Raw genomic sequence first — 22,543 nt, 5'->3', positions numbered from 1 at the left:
AACGATGCGATGGGCAGCCCCGTATGGTCGATGATGAAGCCGTTGTACCCGCGCAGTAACTGCGACATGCGCGCAAAACGGTCATTGAGTTGCAGGTCATAACCGGTAATGACTTCCACCTTACCGTTCTTGTCGCGGCCTATAGCGGCCACGGTGATCAGTTGCTGCCCGGTATGGGCATCATAGACAGGCCCATCCCAGATGATGTCGGCCTTTGTATCGGGCAGGCGTTTACTCAAGTCTCGCAGGTAGGTGGCACGGCTGGCGGTGAATCCTTTGATGGGGTAGGGGCCCGTGGAAAAGGCCGCGCCGACACCTGGAAAGTAGAAAAACGTATCAACAATCATCGACTGGCCCGCAGCGCCATAGGCTTGCGCAGCCACAGCGGCACGGGGCAGTTTCGTCGACGGTTTGGCACCCGGGTCAGAAAGCCAGCAAAGCGTGCTGCGCGGTGACGGCATGTCGAGCTCTTCGCTCACCGGGCTGCGCCATAGTCGCAATAACCTGCGCGCGCCATCGGCGGCCTCTTGCAAATCATCGTTGTCGACGCGAGTGATCAGCTCCACGCGTTGACTGAGCTCCTGCAGTGACTCACGCTCCAGTTGATGGTAGACACGCCACGCACTCAGCCCGGTTGCTACACACCAACTGCCCGCCAGCACTACTACCAGCGCGCAGGTGATGCGCAACGCCAGGGACCTGCGCCATAACGCTTTCATTCAGGCGGTGCCTTGAGGGTGGACGAAAATCCAGGCTCAGGGGCGTACGCCCGGCAGTAGGCAATCTGCGCCGGGGGGCGCTGCGCAGCCAACCGCCGTTCGGTAACGCTGCCCTGCGCGGCTTCGCCCATTGTCTCTGCCGCGTCCTGGGCATCCATGGTCGTCAGTTGGTCATTGATGGTCTTCAACTGTTCATCAATCGCCTTGGCCTGGCTACTCGCCGCCTGAGCTTGTTGTTCGGTACGTAACAAGCTGTCGGCGCCGGTGTAGCGGTAGGTGAGTGTCAGGTGGGTAATGTTATCGCTGGCCATCAGGTCACGCTGCTCGGGAAAGTCGTCAGGGGTGAGGGTGCGCTGGCCGCTGGCAAACGTCTGCAAAAATTCGATGAACCCCTGCGCACCGGGCCAATGTTTAGTCAGTGTGTAATGTGCAAACCGTATCTGCAGGCTGACATCGCCGCAAGCCCCGGGCGCCCACGTGAAGTCGGTACTGGTAGGGAAATTAAAGTTATCCAGCACGTTTGAGTGGCTGCTGCATTGCAATGTCAGTCGGGTTTGCTGGGGTAATTGCCTGGCGCCAAGGTTGATCGACACGGGCGTCGCCTGGATGCCGACCACGGCGGCATTGGCTGGCAGGTTGAGCTGCGGCTGCAATGTCGCTTGCTGTGCCTGCAACGCCTTTTGCGCAGCTTGCAGGTTTTGTCGTTGCGCCTGGCGTTCAGCCTGCTGCGCAGCGTTTTGGCGCTTGGCCACTGCCAGGTCCGACTGGGCATGTTGCAGGCGCCCGGCGTAGGTGAGAAACCCATCGTTGAAGGGCACTTTATGCCCCAATGCAGTAACCGCTTTGAAACCCTGTGCATCCTGCTGGATAAAGGTCTTGATCGGGCCTGTGAGAAACTTGGGCACTTGACCGCGCTCGCCATACAGCGTGTCAGTCAACACCACCGGGTCGTGCACACCCGCCACGGCGCTCAATACCTGGCTGTTCCAGTCTTGCTGCAACTGGCAAGCGGCAACCTGCCCGGCATAGTCCATCGCAAAGTCCAGGCCACCGAAAACCAGTTTCCACACGACCGGCTCGCTCGCGTCACCTTGTGTCAGCTGTCGGCGCAATCCTTCGCGCAGGTCCTGTGCTTCCCACAGGCCCGCGGACTTGATCGACGGATCATTGCCATAGCCCCAATTATCGAGGGCCACCTGGAACGCTTGTGCATCACTCTTACGCAGGTCGGTCGCCACCGCCTGCAGCTTTTGGTTGAACTGGCTGAGCGCTTTTGCCTGGCTCATATCGGTGTTCACGGCATCCACGCCCTTTGCGACGGAACCGCTGCTGACGCTGCCCTTGAGCACGTCGCTACTCAGGTCATTCGCGGTGCGTAAGTTGCCAAGCAGGCTGGCGTGACCCGACGCAGGCGCTGTTTGCGCCAGTTCAAGCAGACGGCTCACGTGCACGCTCAACTGTGCCCAGGGCCTGCGGTTGGCCTCCGGGATCAGTGCGACACGCGCGGCGGCGCGTTGCAGCAGTTGGCGGGAGGGCTCACGCGCTGTGCCAACAGTGCTGAGGATGTCGCGCGATTGAGCTTGATTGTCCCGATCAGCTGGGCCGATCGAGAGGTAACCTTCGATAAAACGATACCAGGCATCCTGCGTGTCATTTTGATACTGAACAAGAAAATGCTCACGTTGATTTTTCCATTCGGCCTGATTGCCCATCGCACAGACCCACTCATCAATGAAGCCCAGAATCGCATTGCGTCCCTCAACGGTGAACGCCCGGGGCAGGGCCGCGTCGGCAGAGGGTGGCACCTGCATGAAGTCAGAATAACGAAGGCTGGGCAATTGGGACTGCTGGTCCGCCCAGGCCTCCAGCCAAGACAACGACCGAGTGGCCAGCCCCAGGCCGTTAAGCTGGCGCAGGGCGCTGGCACGCTCTTCCACCAAGGCGTGCTCGTCGGTTTGCCACCTCAGATAAGCTTTGAAACTGTGACTCAACGAGCGCGCCTGCGTTGCACTGGGCACCTGGTCGGGTAGCAATTGGTCCAGCAGCGGCAGCAATTGTTCGCCCGGCCCCGGCAAGGCATCCAGTGAACCACCGACGAGCCGCGCATTGATCAAGTTGATTTGCCGCACCAACAGCTCCGCGTAGCTGGCGATAAGTGTGTCGTTATGACTGGTCGCAATCGCTTGCAACTGATCAGGCAGCAGTTTCATGAACAAAGGACGCTGCACGTTATTGTCGAACGCGGTGACGTACTGCGCGCGGTCGTAGCCGATCACTTGACTGACCCGGTGGTGGAACGGCAGCCAGCGCTTCCAGCTCGGGGCCAGTTCATGCTCAAGGTTCTCGATGAACTGGTGCTGCTGCTGGAAGGTTTGCAGATCCTGGTCCAGCCCCTTGCCAAAAGCGCGGGTGCGCGGCCATTCCTGAGTCATCAGGTCCAGTTCGTGACGCACATGGCTGCTGGAGTCAATCAGCAGCGTGGCCAGGGCGCCGCAAGCGACTAACCACAGCACGATGGCTGCATGCCCTGACCAACGACGCCAGTGCCGCCAACCGTCGATGGAGCGATACGCGAAGCGTTGCACAGGCAGCACTCGGTCAAACAGCTCACGGCTGAACCAGCCGACCGGGCTGCCATTTTCATCGACACCTTGGCCGGTTAAAAACAGGCCGGACAACAACGGCGGGGCGCAGTACGGGTTGCGGTCAAACGCGGGTAACAACAATTGCTCGAGGGCCGGACGCAGCGCACCAACGCGCTCAGGCACATGCAGCGCCTGGGCACTGGGTAACCCGCGTTGGCCAAGGTCGATACGCAGTTCGAAGAGACGGCGATTGATTTCCCCCAGTACCTTGTCCAGAAACCCCTGGGCATCTGCATCGCCCGCGTCGGCCAGCAGACCGAGTGCCTGCTGGCATTGATCCTGATTGAGACTGGCGGCCCATTCGTGCATGCCTTCGATGCGCTCAGCGCCTGTAAGCACCAGGTACACCGGCAGGCGTGCTCCGAACACCGTCACCAGGTCATCCACCTGCTGACGCAGGTTCTGCCCAAGCGTTTGCAGGTAAGCGTTATTCGTTTCTTGCAGACGCTCAATCGCAATCGCCAGAATTACGCCGTTCAACGGCTCGCGCCGCCGTGAACGTGCCAGGCGTACCATTAGGCGTTTCCAGGCACTGGCGCAGTCGAGCAAGGGTTTGGCGGGGTCGAGTACCACCGCATGTTCAAAGAACCACCAGTTGAGAACCTTGTGCCGAGCTGAACGCAACGGCGTAGCCAAGCCGCTATGGGCCAGCAGTGTGCTTTTGTCGCTGCTGGTATCACCGAGCAGCATGAACCAGGGCAGGGCATGCAGTGCCGAGCCAAAATAGCCCGAGCGGCCCAAACGCGACTGGCGCAGCAAGCGCACACCGTCGTTCCAGCACTGATCGACATCGGGGCTGAGGGGCGCGACGCGGTCCGGCAGGTCACGCTGCAGGTGCTTGCGCAGGCGCCAACCTTGCCATTGCCGCACGGTCCAGAACAGCAACCAGCCGCCAGACAACACACCAATGACCATCAACGGCAAACACCACAGTGGCCAGCCGCACATCACCACGACTACCCAACAGGCGCACCCCAGCGTCATCAGCGCGACCATCCAGAACACCGCCACCAGCGCTTTTTTCAACATCTCAATGGGTCTCCATCAGCATCGCGGCAGCCGTTGCCAGCGGCCTGTCCAGGCCGATGTAAAGGGCTGCCAGGCCCAGTAGCGGAATCACGATCAACGCGACAAGCATCAACATGGGCACTCGCCGACGCGTCTGCGTGCGCGCGGCTGTGGCACCGAATGACGGCGGGGCAAATAACCTGCTGGACGCGTCCAGCGTGCGCATCTGGCCGTCACGGGCAATGCGTTGCAGGCATTTGCGGCGAAAGTCGGCCAGTTCATCGTCCGGGCGCGTTGCGTAGTGACCGGCGAAACCCGCGAGCAGGGCCAGGCCAAACACCTCGCGAACCGGCCCGGCATCCTCCGGTAGCGCCTGCAAGCGCTGGAAAAACTCGACCCCAGCCCGTGTGGTAGAAAAGTAGTGGCGCTGTAAGGGCGACCGACGCCAGTCGACGGCGCCGCACCACAGGGTGGTCATTGCCGTTTCATCCACCCAGGCCACGACCGAAAACAGTGATTCGCGCACCCACGTTTCGAGGTAACCGAGTTCACGGGCGCGATCGACCGCAAGGTCCAGTTGGTGGGTGAGGGTTGCTTTCGCGGTGGCCGCCGACGCAGCGGGATCGGCGATGACGCCATGAGTGGTTTCAAAGATGCCGACCCAGCAGTCGGCCAAGCGACTTTCGTTCATGCGCGTACCGCCACCAGCTCTACCAACAAGTCTGCCGGGGCATCAGGCATAAACAGCGCGGCGGCCTGCGCGCTGCAGATTTTTTCCCAGGCGTCACTCAGTGGTTCCAGTCGGTAATAGAGGGCTCCGGGCCGGCGGGGCATGCCTTGCGGCGGCACGTGCAGGAAAATCAGTTCAACCCCCGGTAATGCACGGCTGATCAGGTCAGGCATGTGCTGCGGGGCGCCCAGCTTGCCGTCCAGTTCCAGGTTCTGCGCGAGTCGCGTCGGATCACCCTCGCTGCGCACCACTAGATAGTAGCGGTGGCGCGGGCCAACAAAGGCGTCAGGCAGGGCGCTCTGGAACAACCCATCGCTGGGCAGCAACCGCACCAGCAGTTCTGCGCCGACGCTGATCTCGTTAAGCAATTGGCCTATTAACCCCGCCGCCAGAGTGATGGCCTGGCCGGACTCTTCATGGTGATAGGGCGCCAACAACGAACGGCCATCGGCGGTTTGCCCCAGCATGTCGCAGCGCTCGCTGAACACACTAAGTTCACCCACCAACTGGCGCAGCGTCCCATACACCTGCCACGGTGAAACTTGCGGTGTTTCCAGAAAATGCGTCAGCAGTGGGCCGTAACGGTTAAGGGTGACCAATGCGAGCAAATTTTGCGTGTGTGCGGCATCGAAGTCGCCATAGCGCGCATCGCCTGATTGCTTGAAGACCTCCAACTGTCGGGCTCGGCTGACCAATTCGTCACGGGTATCGCGCAACGTTTGCATTAACGCTGGCGAGGCACCGATCATCACGCAAGGGGCGATGTAACGTTCGCACAAATGAATGCGGTCACCGTCGTGCTCCAACCGCGCGACAGGCAACAGCTCATAGGCACCGAGGTTGTCCAGCTCCTCTTCCCAGAACAAGCGCAAGACGTAGCACATTTGCCGTACCAGCGCTTCGGGGGCTTCTGCGTGCCGATCATTCAGGGGTTGCGGGTCGGCCCTCACCGCGAAGCGCACGCTGGCTTTTTCGGCGTCTTGCAGGTCTTCGAATACCTGCGCGTCAGGTTCGCCCGGCTGGCTGCGCTTGAGGCCGACATACAGTGTGCGGCTGTCAGGGGCAAAGTCTGCCTGCGCCAGTGGGCGGCACTCCAGCATGGCATTACCGGGGTACTCCACCAGGCTGCCGTCGGTAAACCGCACCGACAGCTGTTCAATTCGACATTGACGGGACGCCAGTGCCGCCTCACTCAAGCGCATCGATACCAGCCCCCAGGCATGCGGTTGCAGGCAGGCCAGGTGCCTGGTCATGAGGTTTTCCAGGCGTGCGTCATTGTGTTGAAAGTGCTGCGGTTGCAGGAACAGGCCTTGATGCCAATAAAGCGGTTTGTCGATGTTCATAGGGCACCTCGACAGAGAGAGGAAACACGCGCAACAGCCATCATTGGCTCACGCCAGGCAAGCTGATTTCGCCTTCGACGGGCTGCTCGGTGGCAGGCTTCGCCAGCCGGCTTTGCTGGCTGCGCAATAGCGCGTCAGGCCCAAGCAGTAGATGGATGGCGAGGGGTTTGGGGCAGGCTGACCAGGTTTTGCTGAAGAACCCGGTAGAGGTCACGTCCACGCCAATGCGGTAGAGCTTGACGCTGCGCTGCGGGTCCAAGTGGGCGTAGCCGGCGCTGATACCGACCATTTTTGCGCCCTCCAGGCGTGGCAGGCGCACGGTACGGGTTTGGCCGGGCTCGATAAACAGGCGGGTCAGGCCAATCAGATCCGGCGGTGCGCTGGGCATCAGCAACAGCTTGCTCAGTTGCTGACTGCTGCCGGCATAGGCACTGAAGGCGTTAGGATGAGCGAACTGGGTCACGACCAACAGGAGCGAGTGTGGTTGGCCGTCGTATTGGTTGAGATCTTTGTCGGCGGTCAGCGTCAATTCAATGCTGTCATCGGCGTAATTCCATTTCAGCTCGCTCAGCGCCTGTTGCTGTGGTGTCAGGGCGTTACTGCTGCAGGCGCTGAGCAATAGGAATAGGACGAGCCACAGCACGCCAATCGTTTTCAGCGCAGCAGTTTTCATCGCAACACCAAGACCTTAGTCTGGCCGGGTGCGCTGACCATACCCACGGTATTCTGGGGCGCGCCGTTATGGCCGGTCAGGCAGGTCACCCGTACGGCAGGCTTGCCGCCGACCATCACGCAGGTGCTGGCGTTGAGGAAGGTCATTTCACCCATGATTCTGCCGCTGACCAGGCCGCCTGCTGCGCCCGCCTGATCGCCATTGCTGACTGTCACTTTGCTCATCACGTTCATCGCCGGCATGCCCATCACCAGCACTTTTGCAACCAAGCCACCGGGATCCGCCATGCTGGTGTCGGCAATGTTGGGATAAGGCATTGGCACAGGCCCGGCCGGGCTTGGTGTATTACACATGTCGGGTGCGGTGGCGGTTGCCACCGCGCCATCGTTGGTCAGCATGTACATAGGGAGCTCCTAACCGAGTTTGATGCGCTGGCCATCCAGCGCGACAGTACTGTCGGCGAACAGGTCGAGGGTTTCGCCACGCAATTGCCAGTCGTTTTTCACCTGCTGGCTGACCGAGCCTGCGTACAGGTCTTCGTGCCCCTCCACGCGGCGCCGACTGTCGCCGAACTCCGCTGTGTGCACCTGCACGTATTGGTGCGCGTGCAGCGCAGTGTCATGGCGTTGCAGCCAATAGCTGTCGGCGCGTTCACCGCTGACCTGCAGCGTTTTAGTGGTCAGGCAGGCGTGGGTGCTGTGCAACAGGACGCTGGCGCTGTGCACGGCGAGTGCGGCGCCGGCGTCCAGGTTGATACCGTCCCGTGCCTGCACCTGCAACGCACCTGTTGGCAGTTGCAGGTGCAGGTCGCCGTCCACACTCAAGCGTGCGGGCGTGGTGCTGTCGCGCTCCAGCACGGTAAGGATGTAGCCGCTCGCACCCTCCACGCAGATCAGCACCGCATCGCCCAGTGCCGGGTGTAGCAGGCACCCGGCTGCGGGTTTGAGCCAGAAACGTCGCCCGTCGCTACTGACGACGCCGAAACGCTCACCCTCCAGGGCATTGATCCGTGCATGGTGCAAGGTGGCCGTGTATTGACTGTGCGGCTGGACGTGCGGTGGCATGATGTTCTCCTTACAGCGTCGGCTGCCAGCAATCAGCGGCCAGGCGTAGCGGGTCGGTAGGGTAGATGTCGTCGAGCCGTGCCCCTTGCCACTGGCAGTTGTCCAGTTCGGCGGCGTGCAGGTTGGCGCCAAACAGATCGGCATCCGTGAAATCGGCGCCACGGGCACGCAGACAGATGCATTGCGCGTAGCGCAGGCGCGCGCGCAAGAAGCGTGCGCCGGGCAGCTGCGCACCGTTCAAGTTGGCCTGTATCAACCCACAGTCGGTGAAGTCGACAGCGTTCAACTGCGCGTCGGTAAAGATCGCCTGCAGCAGGTTAGTGGCGATGAAGCGCACCCGTGTCCCCTGGCATTGGTACAGCGACAGCGCGCGGGTTTCGGCATGGCTCAGGTCAATGTCGGTCAGGCTGCTGCGATCAAATGCACATTGCTCAAGGTGTGCGTCGATCATGTAGAGGTTGCGCAGCAGGCTGTCGGTCACGCGCACCTGATGCCATTGCACTGAGCTGGCATCGGCATCACACAGGCTCATATGGTCCAGTTGGCATTGACGCATGACGCTGCCGCGTAAGTTGGGCACTGAAAATGCGCAGTCAACAAAACTGAGGCTGCTGGCGTTAGCTTCGCTGAGGCTCAATCCAACGGCCTCGCACCGTAACCAGCGGCCACCTTCGAGCGTAACCTTGGCAAAGTTTGCCCCATCGAATTGGCAATTCCTGAAGTCGACCTGACGCAAATGGCTGCCGCAAAAGTGGCTTCCCGCCAGTTGACAGTCGACCCAGGTACAGGCCTTGAGGTCGGCGCCATTGAAGCAAGCATTACGCGCATCGACTTGCTCAAAGCGCGCATCGCGCAAAGCAATCCCCCGGTAGTCACCGCCGGCCAGGCAGAGGTCGCGCAGTACGCCGCCTTCAGCGATGCGTGCGCGCAGTTGTTCGGCGGTCATTGGTTCAGACATTGTTGAGTTCCTCGGGTAAACGGCAATAGCTCAATACAGCACCCTGCAAGCGTGCTCCAAGACCTCGCGCGCCTTCGCTGGCCACCGCATGCAGATTGCTGTCGCGCAAGTCGGCCTGCTCCAGCCGGACTTTGCGCAGGCGGGCCTGCTGCAAGTTGGCGCCCACCCACTGTATGTGGCTGAGGTTGCTGCCAGTGAAGTCGGCATTGCGGGCGCACAGGCGATAACCGTGGCTGCTGCGCAGGTCGCACTGGTGGAGTAGCGCGTTTTGCAGGTCGCAGCCACGCAGGCTCGCGCCCACCAGTGAGGCGCCTTGCAGGCTGGCATTGGCGAGGTCTGCGTGGTCCAGGCGAATGCCGGGCAGTTGGCAATCCAGGTCCAGTTGCAGGTCAGCGGCCTTGGCATTGGTCAGGTCAATGTCTTGGCCCTTGACCGCTGACCACGCCGCTGATTGCAGGCTGGCGCCGCCCAGCTGCGCATGGTCCAACAGGCAAGCGTTGAAGCGGCTTTTAGCTAACTGCGCGTCGCGTAGGTTGATATGGCGCAGGTCGCAATGTCGCAGGATGCTGCCGGTCAGGTCGGCGCCCAGCCATTGAGCGCCAGTCAGTACGCAGCGATCAAACACGCAGCGCTGCAACGTGGCGCCGGCCAAGTCGCTGGAAGACAGATCAAGGTCGACAAAATGCGCGCCTTCCAGGTGCTCGCCACGGGTGTGGGCAGCCTCCAGTAACGCGCGAGTCCATGGCTCGGCCTTGGGTATGATGTGGTCGCCGTGGGCAGTCGGTGCTGGTGCGTTTCTTAGCGGATTGGCGCCTGGAATGGCCCCCGGTAACTTTGCCCGCAGTGCGTGCATTGTCTGCTTGATGTGCTGTTCTGTCTCACGCATCTGTTGCAAGCCGGCGCTCAGTTGCGTGTGCAATGAGGCTTTGTGCTGCGGCGACAGCGACAGGTAGTCAAGACTGGACAATGGGTCAATCTTGAGGGCGGGCGAGGCGCTTTGCTCGGCGTGCTTGATCTGCTGGCGCAGCGCCTCGGGGTGCATGTTCAGGCGTATCGCCGTCTGGTCCAGGAACTTCTCGGCCGCCGCGTGAGCGTGTTCAATAGCGGTATGAATGCGCGCCTTAAGCGCCACCGGGTCGAACGCCGGGGTCTTGGCCGCAGGCTGTGGCATCAGTGCCGCGAGGTCAGGGGCAGTGGCCGGGTAGTCGGCCCGGTTCAAGGTTTTACCGAAGCGTTTGCCGAGGTTGGCGGCGCATTCCAGTACCTCGCCTTGTTCGGCGGCGAAGGTCGCGTAACGGGCGTCAATCGAGGCCTGCATACGGCGGATAATCGCCTCTTTGTCGACGGTTCCCCGTGCTGTTGGGATCGCCGCAGCCGTCGGTTTAACGCAAGGCCAGAGTTTTTCGCAGCAGGCGGCGACGGTTGCGCAGGGCGCGCCAGCGCACTCATACAGTGCGCCGAGTTGGGCAATGTCGGCGCCGTCAAGATCGGCCACGCTGACCTCGGCCCGGTACAGCAGCAAAACCCGCTCAACGTCGGGGAACAGCCAAACTGTGTCGAGGTGCACAGTCGGCTCTTCGACCTCGTGCGCAAGCGCCGTTCGCTTCACAAATAGACGTACACGCAACGCCGGCAACGAACCACTGACCTGCAGGTGCTGCGGGTGCATGCCCTCCACGCACCAGTCTTCGTTGCCGCTCCAGTAGCCAGGCGCACATTGGTCCTGGGGCACCGCATCAAACCAGCGGGCATCGCAATCCAGTGGCGGGTAGGGCGCACGGCGCGCGGTCCATTGCGCATCGCAGGTTCCCCACCACTCACGACGCTCCAGGCAATGCGGCGGCAGAGGGCGCAAGGTGGCGATTGGCAGGGTCTGCCCTGGCACTCTCATGGGCGAAAGTGCGTCTTCGATTTGTGGCAACGAGGTGCCCACACAGCTGTCAGGATCAGCCACATAACCGCTGCCGTCGGGATTGTCCGCCCAGCCGGCCCCTCCGAAGGCATGGTGCAGGTCCAATGGCAAAGGTAGGAGCGGGCCTGTGGTGCGTGGCGTAACACCGGCCACACCACGCTGCCAAGTCCGCGGCGGATGCAGGTGCAGAATCTTACTGATGCTTGCCACCCGCACGCGCACCGCCATGCCCTGTTGTTGCTGCTCGGACGTCAGCGGGTAGGCACTGCCGTGGACCGCGAAACTACCACGGGCCTTCTTCAAGCCACTGTCGAACGGTTGCTTGGCGAAGCGTTCGCTGAGCCAGGGCAGCGCGTGTTCAGCGGCGATGACTGGGTGGTCGCGGTCATAAAGCAACCCAACAGTGATCGTCAGGCTCGCCGGCCGCGGGCCTTGTTGGCGGGCCAGGGTCAACAGGCTGATATCGGGATAGGTCAGATGCATGGTCAGCTCCTTCGTCAGACTGGCAAGTCCAGCGGGCTGAATTTTTCCACCGGTTCGAGTGCCAGGTTGGCGACCATATTGAGACTTTCCGTCAAGCCCTTGACTGTTTGTGACAGGGCGTCGAACTCGGCTTGTTTTTCCGCGGCCCGGGCCTGCACTTCCAGAGGAACAGGTGGGATATAGGGCGTGCTGAACGTCGCTGCGTCAGCATTGAGGGTATTCACACTGGCAGTGTCTACGCTGAGTGTGCGCGAGACCGTTGCGGTTTCAGTCGTGGTCTTGCCGTGGACAGTCAGGTTGCCGTTGACGAAGGCATTTCCCTCGATGATCGTGTCACCTTTGAGGGTCAGGGTGTGGCCAGCGACAATCCGAACACCCAAGGCATTCATCTCGATGGAGTTGTCCCCACAGACGAGGGTGATTGATTCGTTTGCGGCCATGTTATAGGTCTTGACTTCGACATCCCGAAGGTCCCCGCGCAGTTGGGTAACCGAGCTTTGCAGGCGGGTGATCAGCACGCTTTGATCGGATACTTTCGAGCAGTCTTTCTTGGTCGTCGAATAGGTGTAGTCAATCCCGTTAAACGACATTGAAGCGCTGACGCCTGACGTATTCATGGCCACAGAAGTTGCTTGCCCAGTGAGGCTGAGCTTGAGTGCGCCAAAGCTGGCATCCGACTGCACGGTAGCGGTCTTGAGTGCGGCCGAGAATGTAGGTGCGTTGCTGTAGTCGGCCTTGGCCCCGAGGTTGAGCCAGCTCGGGCCACCCCAATGGCTACCTGTGTTGAGGTTGCCCAGCGGTTTTTTTGGCTCGGGTGGCTGCGCCGGCTCAGCGGTATCCGGTTCTGGGCCGCTGCCACTGGCTGGCGGTGGCTCACCGGTGCCCATGGACATTGAATATACGCCGGGCACCTCATGGTGGAGCGAAGACGAAGTCAAGTGTAAATGCGCGTTGGTACGCAGTTGTGCGCCAGCGATTTCGCCATTGCCCAAGGTCAAGGTGGTGCTGCCGCCAGGCGCGCCCATTTGCAGGTGAGCAGCGCCAGGTTGGTCGTCAATCGCCAGAAAGTGCCCGCCCGCCGTGGACAGCCCACTCTGGGTGGCGTTTTTTTCATTGACCCGGTTGGGGTTTTCCGAATTCGGCACGCTGCCGACAATAATCGGCCGGTCCGGGTCGCCGCCAAGGAATGACACCAGCACTTCGCTGCCTTTGAGCAGCGGAAAGTGCATGCCATGGCTGGAGCCGGCAGACATCGACGCCATGCGCAGCCACGCCGAGCCTCGCGTGCCAGGCTTTTGATGGCGAATAAACGGGAAGCGGACTTTATAGCAACCGTGCTGGTTGAGCAGCGGCTTGCCGCAGTCGTCGCCATCCACCACGGCGCTGAGCACGCCGACGACGTTGGGCTTTTGGGTATCCAGGCGTGGTCGGAACTGCACCTCGGCGGGGATCACCACAAAGCGCACCAGGGTATCGCGGGGTGCTTTATCGTCGCTTGTCGCAGGCAGAGGTTGATGACCGCTGTGGTGCACCTCAAGCACTTGGTAGACCGCATTCATACCCGGGTGGGTATGGCCGGTGAGTGCCATGCAGCGACCCGATCGAAGGCCGACAACATGACCACTGCCCTGAAACAGCCGATGCTGGCAACCCAACGCCTGGGCGCGACGTTGCGCCAGCCAGAGACCCTGATCGTTATTGCCAAAATGCTCGCCATACACACCGTATTCACCGCTGAACGCGGGTGATGGGCCCGGTGCCTGGTCGTTGCCAGCGACGCAGCCGGCCGCCACGGGTGCGGTGCTGTGCAACGACCGTTGTGCGTTGCTGGCGGAGAAGTCTTGCAGCACCACGTGCGCCGGCTGCACCACGGTACGACGAATGAAGCTGTGGGCGACCGCTTGCAGATCATTGTTCAGCGCGGTGTCCAAGGGGCGGTAGCGCACCGGCAGCAAGGACCTGGGTTGGGCGCTGCGGTCACTGCAAATGATCAGGGCTTCCTGTTCAGCCTGTTGTTCGAAGAAGTAGTAGCAACCGCTGTATTCCAACAGGCGAGAGAGAAAGTCGAAACTCGACTCTTCGTATTGGCAGGTAAAGCTGGCTTGGGTATGAGGAATGTCGTCGTCCCGCAAGCGCAGGTCGAAATCGAAGACCTGCGTGCTGGTGCTGTCCGAGCCCTGACCTTCATGCGTCAGGTCGGCATGCTTGAGAATGTCACGCACCAACTCCGGCAGGTTTTTATCCAGCCAGATTTCGCTGAAGCGTTGCAGGCGCAAGCGGCTCATGCGTGGCTCCAGTACCACGCGGCAATAGTGGTAGAGCTCGTCGGCGTCCAGCACCTCCACCGACGTTACGATGCCATGGTACGGATGCGCCGCGCCCAAGGTGTCAAACAGCGTCAGGTGTGCGGGAACGCCGAGCATGGCGTCTTCGTTCAGCAACGGAGCCAGTGACGCCAGTACCACCTCGAAGCGATACGGCCGCGATAACAGATCTTCACCCTGCCAGCTGGCAACCAGCAGATGTTCGAGGGCGAGCGCGTCACTTTGGAACGTGCACAGTGGTAGCTCGGTCGATGTCATGGTCTGAACTCCTGGTTACCTGCGCAATCGAGTCACGGGGTCACTGTAGGGCGGGCTCGTTTTTTTAGCGCTCGGGTAAAGACCTGATTGTTCAGCTGGCCACGGACTCGATCAGCCACTCACCGTTGACGTTCACATCGACCGTGATGGCGGCGAGTACGCGCTGTTCGGCCAACGCCGCCAGCAGCACGTCCGACAGCCGCGGTGTAAGGCTGGTGCGCAGGATGAAGTCGATGTTGCGCGCGCCGTTTTGCCCACTCGTGCAGCGCTCGGCCAGGGTGCGGGCTACCGACGCGCTGAAGCTTAGGCGCACTTTGGCCGACGACAGCAGGCGCGCAGCCAGTCGCGCAAGTTTCAAGTCGACAATGCTTACTAGGTGCTCAGCTTGCAGGGTGAAGTAGGGGACGATGGTCATGCGGGCCAGCAACGCTGGTTTGAAATGCAACGACAGCGTGGGTCGGATGCGCTCCACAAGCGCGTCGGCACTCGGGCGATCGCCGGCGCACAACGCGCTGATTTCATCGCTCGCCAAGTTGCTGGTGAGAAATATCACGGTGTTGCTGAAGTCGATGTGCCGCCCTTCACCGTCGCACAGGCTGCCCTTGTCAAATACCTGATAAAACAGGTTGACCACCTCCAGATGAGCCTTTTCGACTTCGTCGAGCAGCACCACCGAGTAGGGGCGGCGGCGCACGGCTTCGGTCAGCACACCGCCTTCGCCATACCCCACATAGCCTGGCGGCGAGCCTACCAGGCGGCTCACGGTATGCTTTTCCTGAAACTCGCTCATGGCGAGGGTCGTCAGCGCATGCTCACCGCCAAACAAGTGATCGGCCACTGCGAGTGCGGTTTCAGTTTTGCCGACACCGGAAGGGCCCACAAGCAGGAACACGCCTAATGGTTGTTGCGGATCGCGAAGGCCCGACTGCGCCGCCTTCAATATGTCGCAAAGGCTCTGGACAGCAGCATCCTGGCCATGAATGCGGGTTTTTATGTTGTCCGCCAGCGCCATTACGCCGCCAGCGCTGTCACGTAGAACCTTGCCCAGGGGAATGCCGGTCCAGTCGGATACAACGTTGGCGATGGCGTCAGGGTTGACCTCTGTAAACAGCAGTGGGTCGTCACCTTGCAAGTGCTTGAGCCTGTCACTGGCCTCGGTCAATGCCGCGCCAGCGTCGTTAATGAGTGGCCCCTGTGTGCGCAGCTCAAGCACGCGATACGCCGCAGCACGCTCAGCGTGCCAGCGGACTTCCAGCGCTTGGTACGCCACAACCAGTTCAGTCAGTGTTTGTTCAATGGCCTGTACGCGCCCTGGGTCTACGGGATGGCCATGGTTTCGATCGCGTTCCAGGGCCTCGCGCTCACGCGACAAGGCCGCCTGCTGCCGCTCGAGGCGTTCCAGCTCGGCGGGCCGCGTGTCCAGGCCAATACGCACGCGCGCACTGGCCGTGTCTAACAAATCCACAGCTTTGTCGGGCAATAAGCGACCGGTGATATAACGGTCGGAGAGTTCGGCGGCGGCGATCATGGCATCATCGCGAACGCTTACACCATGCACTGTTTCATAGTGCGATTTGAGACCCCGCAGAATCAGCACAGCGGTGGCCACGCTCGGTTCGTCCAGCTTGACCACCTGGAAGCGGCGGGCGAGGGCAGGGTCTTTTTCGAAGTACTTCTTGTACTCGCTCCAAGTGGTCGCGGCGATAGTGCGCAGCTCCCCCCGGGCCAGCGCAGGCTTGAGCAGGTTGGCGGCGTCAGAACCACCGCTGGCCCCACCGGCACCAATCAGCATGTGGGCTTCATCGATAAATAAAATGATCGGCACGGTGGCGGCCTTAACCGCGTCGATAACGGCACGCAAGCGACGCTCAAACTCACCTTTGACACTGGCACCGGCCTCCAGCAAACCCATATCAAGACTCAGCAACCGAGTCGTGCGCAAAAAGTCCGGCACATCGCCTTGGTGGATCGCCAGTGCCAGGCCCTCGACCACGGCGGATTTACCGACGCCGGGCTCGCCGACCACAATGGGATTGTTCTTGCGGCGCCGGGCGAGGATATCGACCATCTGGCGAATTTCCTGGTCGCGCCCGAACACCGGGTCAATGCCACCACTGGCAGCCTTGGCGGTAAGGTCTTCGCAGAAGCGTGTAAGGGTGTCTTCGCGATTGACCCCGGTGCCGGCGTCAGACGCGCCGCCGGCCAGCGACGCACTTTGCAGCTGCGCTAATGGGCCTTCGCTGGAACCCGCGACGATATCGGCAAACGCATTACTCAGGCGCTCGCGTGAAATACCCTTGAGCAGTTCGCCGTAGCGGGTCCCCGCCGTGTAGTAGCCCAGGCGCGTAATCAGCGCGAGCAGCAACGTTCCGGTACGGATGCAAGGGCTGCCGACAATCAGCGATGCCGCGATCCAGGCGTCTTGCACCCACTCGGTTAGCAGCGGTGAAAACACCGGGCGTCCAGGGTTCCCCTGCTTGAACTGCGCCAGGCTATCGTCAATCTGAGCTGACAGGCGCAAGGCGTCCACCTCGAAATACGCAAGAATCAGCGCAACATCGGCCTGTGGGTCTTGCAGCAACGGGTGCAGGAAATGTTCGAGGGTGATCTCGTAATGCCCGCGCGCCAGCGTCATGCCGGCGCCATTCTCCAGTGCTTGACTACTGAAGCTGTTGAGCCTTGCAAACAGCGGTTTGAGTTCTACCTGGATCATTTTTCGCTCCTCGGTTGGGCGCTCTGACTCTGCGTCCCGGCCAGCATGAATACCGCCTTGCCCTGATTGACCGTGTGGCCGAGCCAAGTGTTGGTACCCAGGCGGTGCCAGCCGTCCCCCAAACGGGTGCCACCCTGTTGTGCGGCCTTGAGGCTCAATACCAGTCGACAGTTGACCGGGGTATGCAGGTACAACGCAGTTAATCGTTCGATACGTTTGTAGAGCGTGGCACCTGGCATCAGCAGGTGAAAACGCAAGGCGTCCAGTGGGCCGATACGGATATCCAAGGTGCTGCTGCGGTCACTGACCTGTTGCCCCAGCAGGCTGTCTTGGCCCAGCACATTGCCCTGCATGCCCAACCGGCAGCGGGACTGGTCATCAATCGGCACATGGCTCAGAACACAGGGCACGACCTCTACGGGGTCGCCGTCCAGCGTGCTGCGCAGCAGTTGCTCCAAACCCAGTGCAGAGCGTGGGAACTGGTTGAAAATGCCGGCGTAGCGCAATAATTGCGGCGCCTGCTGGCGCCACTGCGGGTCGGCGTCTGCCAGGCCAATCAGCGAGCGCACCAGGTTCAGGCGCCCAAGGTCACGCCGCTCGCCAATCGCCATCCACAGGCGATGCTTTTCCCAGGCACGAAACAGCAGCGGGTACAGCGCGGCGTGCAATATGTCGAGAAAGTCGCGGCCGGCGCTATGGCCTTGTAACTGCTCGTCGATCAAGTCTTCGGTATAGAACGTCGGCAGCGGCGACGTCACGCCATACAGGCCAAAGAAGCTGGCTTGCAGGTGGTAGCGCCCACTGGGGTCTTGGTCGATGGCTAAAACGTCGCACTCGGGGAACCCCAAGCCCAAGTCTGGGCGTATTCGCACGCCGTCGCTGAAGGCCTCATCGTTTGGGAAGCGCAGGCGCAGCAAGCGCAATGCCTGGAAAAAAGCATAGTCGCGACCTTTGGCCAGCAGGGGATCCTGAGTCATAGCAGGCGTTGCCGACCGATTTTCGCCGGCCATGAGAGTGTCTCTTGGTTCACACTGTCATACAGCTTGAGTGCCACGAAGCTGTTGAGGGCCACACAGCCTGCGAAGAACTCATCAAGCACTACGCCAAACAGGTAGAGCCCGCCAGGCCCAAGGAAGTGGTCGCCGCGGCACTGCAAATGGACCACCGTACCTTCGATGGGCAGGCCATTGATGAAGCGCCGCTCCTGAGTGGCCAGGACTTTTTCGATGCCATTGATGCGCCGGTTATTGGCGTCTTGCCCACTTTCATCCGCACTTGGGAGGTAGAGTTTGAGCAGGCTCTTGAGGTAATCGGCATCCAGAAGCTTAAAGTGGTTGGCGTTCAACTGGGACAGCATGCGCCAGAGCAACGGGTCCTGATATTTGGGCGGATGGCTGGCGGTTATCCCGCGAATGTTGCGCAGGGTGACGCGTGCCGGTGTGTTATCCATCGGTTGGTTGAGGTCTCCGGGATGCAAGCTTTCCGGCGCTGGGCCGTCGGTGCACAGGAGCGAAATCGACAGGGTGAGGTCTTCCGGGGATTTGCGGTCGGCATACGGCAGGCTGATAAAGTGCTCGTAGTCACGTATGTCATTGCTGGCTTGGCGTATACGCAGGTTGAACGCATCGCGCTGGTAAATGGTGTGAAAGGGTTTCAAGGTTTTTTCGTTGCCGGTTCCCGAGTAAGCACTGACACTCAGCACCGAATGAATACGTAAGCGCTGGCGCTGGGGCTGGTTCGAAGGCTGGATGCGATATTCGGCTTGCCGATGATCGACCCGCAGCGGGTACGCGTCCTGGGTGAACAGGTTGACCGCCGGTGTTACCCCGAGCATGAAGCTGTTTTCGGTTATTGGCGGCGCCCAAGAAGGCACCTTGTCGAACACCAGTTTGATGCTCATGCGCGTGCGCTCGCCTCGGTTGCGCCAGCGCTGCAAACCGCTCAAGCGCACAAACAGGAACTTCTCCGGCAGCGCGAAGTATTCCTGCAAGCCACGGTAGGCAGGGTGCGCGGCGTCCGGATAGGGCAGCAGCGCGTGCTCGCGATCAAATCCACAGGGTTGGATGTAGCTTGCCGGCAGCAACGTCATCGGCAGGCCTTCACCCTGGATGCGTATTTCCCGCACATGCTGGTCCAGGAGGCGGAGGAGGGCGCAGGCTTCGCTGAAGGGGTCCCCCAGGTAGAAGGTCAGGCTGTCGGTGTTCAGGTCATTGGGCGCGACTGTCAGCGCGAGGTCCAGCACCAGGCTGCGGCCCTCTGCGGTACCGCCGTCCCAGCGCGCACCGGTGAGTGTGACGGGCTCAAGGTCGACCGGCATTGTGCTACGAAAGCGCACGCGATGGCCGTCAATGGGTACGGAAGCCACTTCGCATCCGCTGTCGATAGGCAGGGTCTGCGAGAGCGGCGTACGCGGCGCGAACTGCAACAGCGTCATGCACGGCAGCGGCTGCAAGTACTGCGGATAGAGCAACTGCGCCAGCTCCTGGACAAATTCGGGAAACTCATCGTCCAGTCGCTGACGCACCATGCCCGTGAGAAAGGCCACACCCTCGAGCAGACGTTCTACATCTGGATCGCTTGCCGAGCCATTGCCGAGCAAGGGCGCCAAGGCAGGGTTGCGCTGCGCAAACTCATCGGCCAGATGCCGCAGGTTATTCAGTTCACTCTGATAGTAGATGTTCTGCATGGTCCACCTAGCGCATCGACAGCGAGACACGCCCGTCGCAGGAGACGAGGGTCGACAGGTGAATGGGGATGTCGCGATTATTGATCGCCACCAGTCCATCGAGCATGAAGCGCAACGACAGTACCTCGCGACCGTGTTCGGCCAGGGTGATGCAGGGGGATTTCAGGCGGGGCTCGTAACGCGCAACCATGCGTGTCATGTGCTCGATGATTTGCGTGGTTTCTCCAGTGGCGAAACTGCCGGCCAGGTTAGTGAAGTCGGGCACACCGAATTCCGGGTCTATCGGCACGCTGCCTTGGCGCGTGTTGAGGATTCGACTCAGATGCGCCATCAGTGAGTCCAGCAGCACTTGAGCCTGGGTCAGGTGGGAGCGTTCGCTGCCCAACTGCAGGGCGCCAATGCGTTCCAGCAGGCGTCTTTCTTTCATCACCGAGGCCTCATAAACTCATCATTCAAAGGGTGCGGCCATCGTCAGGGCGAATAACCGCAGCGTGCGCAACAGCGGGCCTTCAGCTCTTGTCTAGCTTGCCGACCAACGACAAGGTGAACGAGGCGCCCATGTACTTGAAATGCGGCCGGACCTTGAGGCTGACCCGGTACCAGCCCGGGTCGCCGTCGACGTCGTTGACGCTGATTTGCGCCTGACGCAATGGCCGGCGGCTACGCACGCCCACGGCTGGGTTGTCCATGTCGGCGACGTATTGACGGATCCAGCCGTTGAGTTCTGACTCCAAGTCGCCGCGCTCTTTCCAGGCACCAATGTTTTCGCGCTGGATCACCTTGATGTAGTGAGCCAGGCGGCTGACCACGAAGATGTAAGGCAACTGCGTGCCGAGCTTGTAGTTCAACTCCGCATCCTTGCCTTCTTTGTCATTGCCGAAGTATTTGGGCTTCTGGCAAGAGTTGGCGGAGAAGAACGCGGCGTTGTCGGTGTTTTTGCGCATGGTCAGCGCAATAAAACCTTGCTCGGCCAGCTCGAATTCGCGTCGCTCGGAGATCAGCACATCGGTGGGGATCTTGGTCTGCACCTCACCCATCGCTTCGTAGTTGTATATCGGTAAGTCGCTGACCGTACCGCCACCTTGCGGGCCGATGACGTTGGCGCACCACCGATACTGCGCGAAGCTGTCGGACAATCGGCTGGCAAACGCGAAGGCCGCATTACCCCACAGGAAGTCGCGGTTGCTGGCCGTGACGTTTTCGTTGTACCGGAACTTGCGGACCGGCACCGTCTCTTCTCCGTAAGGCGTACGCAGCAAGAAGTGTGGCAAGGTCAAGCCTACGAATCGCGAGTCTTCACTGTCGCGAAACGCATTCCACTTAGTGAACTGCGGCCCCTCGAAAACCGCCTGCAGGTCTTTCAGGTTGGGCAGTTGGGAGAAGCTGTCGACACCAAAGAATTGCGGGCTTGCTGCTGCAATAAATGGCGCGTGCGACATGGCTGATACCGACGCGATGGACTGCAACAGCTTGATGTCCTGCGAGCCAGGGCTGAACTCGAAATTGCCGATAATGGCGCCGAACGGCTGGCCGCCGAACTGCCCGAACTCCGCGCTGTAGACCGCCTTGTACAGGCCCGAGCGGGTGATTTCCGGCGCATCTTCAAAGTCATCGAGGAGTTTTTGCTTGGCCACACTGAGCATTTCCAGGCGGTTGTTTTCACGAAAATCAGTGCGATCAACCAAGAATTTCAACGAGCGCCATGACGACTCAAGTTTTTGAAAACGCTCATCGTGCAAGATTGCGTCGACCTGACGGCACAGCTTGGCGTCCAGCGCAGCAATCATGTCGTCGATCAGGTTGGCGCTGACTTTTTCAACCGCGCGACTGGGCTCAAGCAGTTGTGCGACAAACGCCTCCAAACCTTGGCGCGTCACGGAGTAGGCCTCGTCGCCGGGCTTTATGCGGGCTGTTTCGATCAATTGATCCAGCAGCGAGCCTGGCTGTTGCGTGGCTGGCATTTGCGCGGCCGGGGTCTGGGTGTCTTCTTGAGTCATGGCTCTACTCCTTTTCCTCAACGCCCAGCTCACCGAGCAAGCGGGCACGTGCACCTTCGTCCTCGATCAACGCCTGTAGCGCCTTGCGAAAGTCGGGCACATTGCCCAATGGGCCTTTTAAAGCTTTAAGTGCGTCGCGCAGGGCAATCAATTGGTTGAGTTCCGGTACCTGTTCCACCAGCGCATCCGGCTCAAAGTCACGAATCGACTCGAACGTCAGATTCACCGCCAGGCGTTCATCCGGTGCAGCGTCTTCCGAGAGGCAGTTGGCGATGGACATTTGCAGATGCAGGTTCTGGCCTTTGAGCACGTCGGTGAAGTTGTCCTTGTCGACCCGAATAGGCTTGAGTTCTTCGACAGGGGTGTCGTCTTCACGCAGGGTGAAGTCACCAATGACCAGTTGTTTGAGCGGCAGCTCGACCTGCTCCTGGGCATCGCCTGTCGCCGGTTTGTAGACAATATTGACGCGCTCTTTAGGCGCGACAGAACCGTCACTTGCCATGGTGTTTCTCCTCAGTGGGCGACTCGCACACGCGGTCGCGTCTTGTCACGGGTTCAGTCGTTGGCGCAATCCGCACGTTGCCCACAGCGCTTGCGCCAGAAGCCGTCGAGATCGAGGCGCGACAAGCGCCGGGACCATTCAAGCGAGGCGCTGTGCTCAAGCATCATTTGCAGCAGTGGCTTGATCAGTTCCGGCTCCCATTGCTCCAGGTTGAGCTCGTCGGCCTGCGCCAGCAGCCCCTCCAACGCAATGCACAGATCCGGGTGTGGGTCGTACCGATAAACCAGTACGCACTGCGAGGCGCGCAGCCTGTAACGATCGCGCGCACTGGCGGTGTAGGTAATGCAGCGCTGAAGCTCGGCTAAGCCATCGTTAAGCCGCCCCTCATTGGCCATGTGTCGCGCGGCGTCTATACAGGCCTCAATACGATCGTTTGCGGGCACCACCGGGGTAGACGGCGCCAGGCTTTCCAGCCACGCCCGGGTGGGGCCATCTGCAAACGGCGTACCGTCAGCGAAGGTCAACTCG

At 60.8% G+C, this 22,543-nt stretch carries 16 protein-coding genes and 1 pseudogene; all 17 read right to left on the bottom strand.

The features are described 5' to 3' along the window. A pseudogene (locus E0F99_RS21165) lies at positions 1 to 719 on the bottom strand (response regulator); the annotation flags it as partial. Then, a complete protein-coding gene (locus E0F99_RS21160; RefSeq protein ID WP_083358422.1) occupies positions 716 to 4,393 on the bottom strand; it encodes a type VI secretion protein IcmF/TssM N-terminal domain-containing protein in 3,678 nt (1,225 codons plus the stop codon). The gene E0F99_RS21160 and the pseudogene E0F99_RS21165, both read right to left, overlap by 4 nt. A 1-nt stretch (position 4,394) precedes the next feature. Beyond that, positions 4,395 to 5,063 carry a DotU family type IV/VI secretion system protein gene (locus E0F99_RS21155; protein ID WP_083358421.1) on the bottom strand — a complete coding sequence of 223 codons (669 nt, stop codon included), beginning with the start codon at positions 5,061 to 5,063 and terminating at the stop codon, positions 4,395 to 4,397. Further along, a complete protein-coding gene (tssK, locus tag E0F99_RS21150; RefSeq protein WP_083358420.1) occupies positions 5,060 to 6,445 on the bottom strand; it encodes a type VI secretion system baseplate subunit TssK in 1,386 nt (461 codons plus the stop codon). The genes E0F99_RS21155 and tssK overlap by 4 nt, the downstream gene beginning before the upstream one ends. Before the next feature lie 40 nt (positions 6,446 to 6,485). Continuing rightward, complete coding sequence (gene tssJ / locus E0F99_RS21145) at positions 6,486 to 7,118, bottom strand: type VI secretion system lipoprotein TssJ (protein ID WP_083358419.1); 633 nt, start codon at positions 7,116 to 7,118, stop codon at positions 6,486 to 6,488. Further along, positions 7,115 to 7,522 carry a DUF4150 domain-containing protein gene (locus E0F99_RS21140; RefSeq protein WP_083358418.1) on the bottom strand — a complete coding sequence of 136 codons (408 nt, stop codon included), beginning with the start codon at positions 7,520 to 7,522 and terminating at the stop codon, positions 7,115 to 7,117. The genes tssJ and E0F99_RS21140 overlap by 4 nt, the downstream gene beginning before the upstream one ends. 9 nt (positions 7,523 to 7,531) lie before the next feature. Further along, on the bottom strand, positions 7,532 to 8,182 hold the full coding sequence (locus E0F99_RS21135; RefSeq protein WP_083358417.1) for a DUF3540 domain-containing protein: 651 nt from the start codon (positions 8,180 to 8,182) through the stop codon (positions 7,532 to 7,534). A 10-nt stretch (positions 8,183 to 8,192) separates the two neighbouring features. Beyond that, on the bottom strand, positions 8,193 to 9,140 hold the full coding sequence (locus E0F99_RS21130) for a pentapeptide repeat-containing protein (protein ID WP_083358416.1): 948 nt from the start codon (positions 9,138 to 9,140) through the stop codon (positions 8,193 to 8,195). Further along, positions 9,133 to 11,535 (bottom strand): DUF2169 family type VI secretion system accessory protein, encoded by a 2,403-nt coding sequence (locus E0F99_RS21125; RefSeq protein WP_083358415.1) that lies wholly within the window; start codon positions 11,533 to 11,535, stop codon positions 9,133 to 9,135. Before E0F99_RS21125 ends, E0F99_RS21130 begins: the two co-directional genes overlap by 8 nt. 14 nt (positions 11,536 to 11,549) lie before the next feature. Beyond that, on the bottom strand, positions 11,550 to 14,117 hold the full coding sequence (locus E0F99_RS21120) for a type VI secretion system Vgr family protein (protein WP_083358414.1): 2,568 nt from the start codon (positions 14,115 to 14,117) through the stop codon (positions 11,550 to 11,552). Positions 14,118 to 14,208: 91 nt separating this feature from the next. Beyond that, positions 14,209 to 16,830, bottom strand: a complete 2,622-nt coding sequence (gene tssH / locus E0F99_RS21115; protein ID WP_083358413.1) for a type VI secretion system ATPase TssH — start codon at positions 16,828 to 16,830, stop codon at positions 14,209 to 14,211. Next, the gene (tssG, locus tag E0F99_RS21110) at positions 16,827 to 17,807 is read right to left on the bottom strand and encodes a type VI secretion system baseplate subunit TssG (protein WP_232000062.1); all 981 of its coding nucleotides are present in this window, start codon (positions 17,805 to 17,807) and stop codon (positions 16,827 to 16,829) included. The genes tssH and tssG overlap by 4 nt, the downstream gene beginning before the upstream one ends. Then, positions 17,804 to 19,516: a type VI secretion system baseplate subunit TssF gene (gene tssF / locus E0F99_RS21105; protein WP_083358411.1), complete on the bottom strand. Its 1,713-nt coding sequence runs from the start codon at positions 19,514 to 19,516 to the stop codon at positions 17,804 to 17,806. The genes tssG and tssF overlap by 4 nt, the downstream gene beginning before the upstream one ends. 7 nt (positions 19,517 to 19,523) lie before the next feature. Continuing rightward, positions 19,524 to 19,943 carry a type VI secretion system baseplate subunit TssE gene (gene tssE, locus E0F99_RS21100; RefSeq protein WP_173667117.1) on the bottom strand — a complete coding sequence of 140 codons (420 nt, stop codon included), beginning with the start codon at positions 19,941 to 19,943 and terminating at the stop codon, positions 19,524 to 19,526. An 82-nt stretch (positions 19,944 to 20,025) separates the two neighbouring features. Next, on the bottom strand, positions 20,026 to 21,477 hold the full coding sequence (gene tssC, locus E0F99_RS21095; protein WP_407020097.1) for a type VI secretion system contractile sheath large subunit: 1,452 nt from the start codon (positions 21,475 to 21,477) through the stop codon (positions 20,026 to 20,028). A gap of 40 nt (positions 21,478 to 21,517) precedes the next feature. Then, complete coding sequence (gene tssB, locus E0F99_RS21090) at positions 21,518 to 22,015, bottom strand: type VI secretion system contractile sheath small subunit (RefSeq protein WP_083358409.1); 498 nt, start codon at positions 22,013 to 22,015, stop codon at positions 21,518 to 21,520. Between the two features lie 53 nt (positions 22,016 to 22,068). Beyond that, on the bottom strand, positions 22,069 to 22,543 hold a 475-nt coding region (locus E0F99_RS21085), incomplete at its 5' end, for a type VI secretion system domain-containing protein (RefSeq protein ID WP_207303090.1).

It is taken from the genome of Pseudomonas antarctica, assembly GCF_900624995.1.
GTDB lineage: Bacteria > Pseudomonadota > Gammaproteobacteria > Pseudomonadales > Pseudomonadaceae > Aquipseudomonas > Aquipseudomonas antarctica.
Note: the sequence above shows the minus strand (reverse complement) of the source record. Positions and strands in the feature narration are given on the sequence as shown.

Excerpts from the sequence above, each read along its gene's own strand:
- E0F99_RS21160 (WP_083358422.1), bottom strand. The coding sequence starts at position 4,393 with ATGTTGAAAAAAGCGCTGGTGGCGGTGTTCTGGATGGTCGCGCTGATG.
- E0F99_RS21155 (WP_083358421.1), bottom strand. The coding sequence starts at position 5,063 with ATGAACGAAAGTCGCTTGGCCGACTGCTGGGTCGGCATCTTTGAAACC.
- tssK (WP_083358420.1), bottom strand. The coding sequence starts at position 6,445 with ATGAACATCGACAAACCGCTTTATTGGCATCAAGGCCTGTTCCTGCAA.
- tssJ (WP_083358419.1), bottom strand. The coding sequence starts at position 7,118 with ATGAAAACTGCTGCGCTGAAAACGATTGGCGTGCTGTGGCTCGTCCTA.
- E0F99_RS21140 (WP_083358418.1), bottom strand. The coding sequence starts at position 7,522 with ATGTACATGCTGACCAACGATGGCGCGGTGGCAACCGCCACCGCACCC.
- E0F99_RS21135 (WP_083358417.1), bottom strand. The coding sequence starts at position 8,182 with ATGCCACCGCACGTCCAGCCGCACAGTCAATACACGGCCACCTTGCAC.
- E0F99_RS21130 (WP_083358416.1), bottom strand. The coding sequence starts at position 9,140 with ATGTCTGAACCAATGACCGCCGAACAACTGCGCGCACGCATCGCTGAA.
- E0F99_RS21125 (WP_083358415.1), bottom strand. The coding sequence starts at position 11,535 with ATGCATCTGACCTATCCCGATATCAGCCTGTTGACCCTGGCCCGCCAA.
- E0F99_RS21120 (WP_083358414.1), bottom strand. The coding sequence starts at position 14,117 with ATGACATCGACCGAGCTACCACTGTGCACGTTCCAAAGTGACGCGCTC.
- tssH (WP_083358413.1), bottom strand. The coding sequence starts at position 16,830 with ATGATCCAGGTAGAACTCAAACCGCTGTTTGCAAGGCTCAACAGCTTC.
- tssG (WP_232000062.1), bottom strand. The coding sequence starts at position 17,807 with ATGACTCAGGATCCCCTGCTGGCCAAAGGTCGCGACTATGCTTTTTTC.
- tssF (WP_083358411.1), bottom strand. The coding sequence starts at position 19,516 with ATGCAGAACATCTACTATCAGAGTGAACTGAATAACCTGCGGCATCTG.
- tssE (WP_173667117.1), bottom strand. The coding sequence starts at position 19,943 with ATGAAAGAAAGACGCCTGCTGGAACGCATTGGCGCCCTGCAGTTGGGC.
- tssC (WP_407020097.1), bottom strand. The coding sequence starts at position 21,477 with ATGCCAGCCACGCAACAGCCAGGCTCGCTGCTGGATCAATTGATCGAA.
- tssB (WP_083358409.1), bottom strand. The coding sequence starts at position 22,015 with ATGGCAAGTGACGGTTCTGTCGCGCCTAAAGAGCGCGTCAATATTGTC.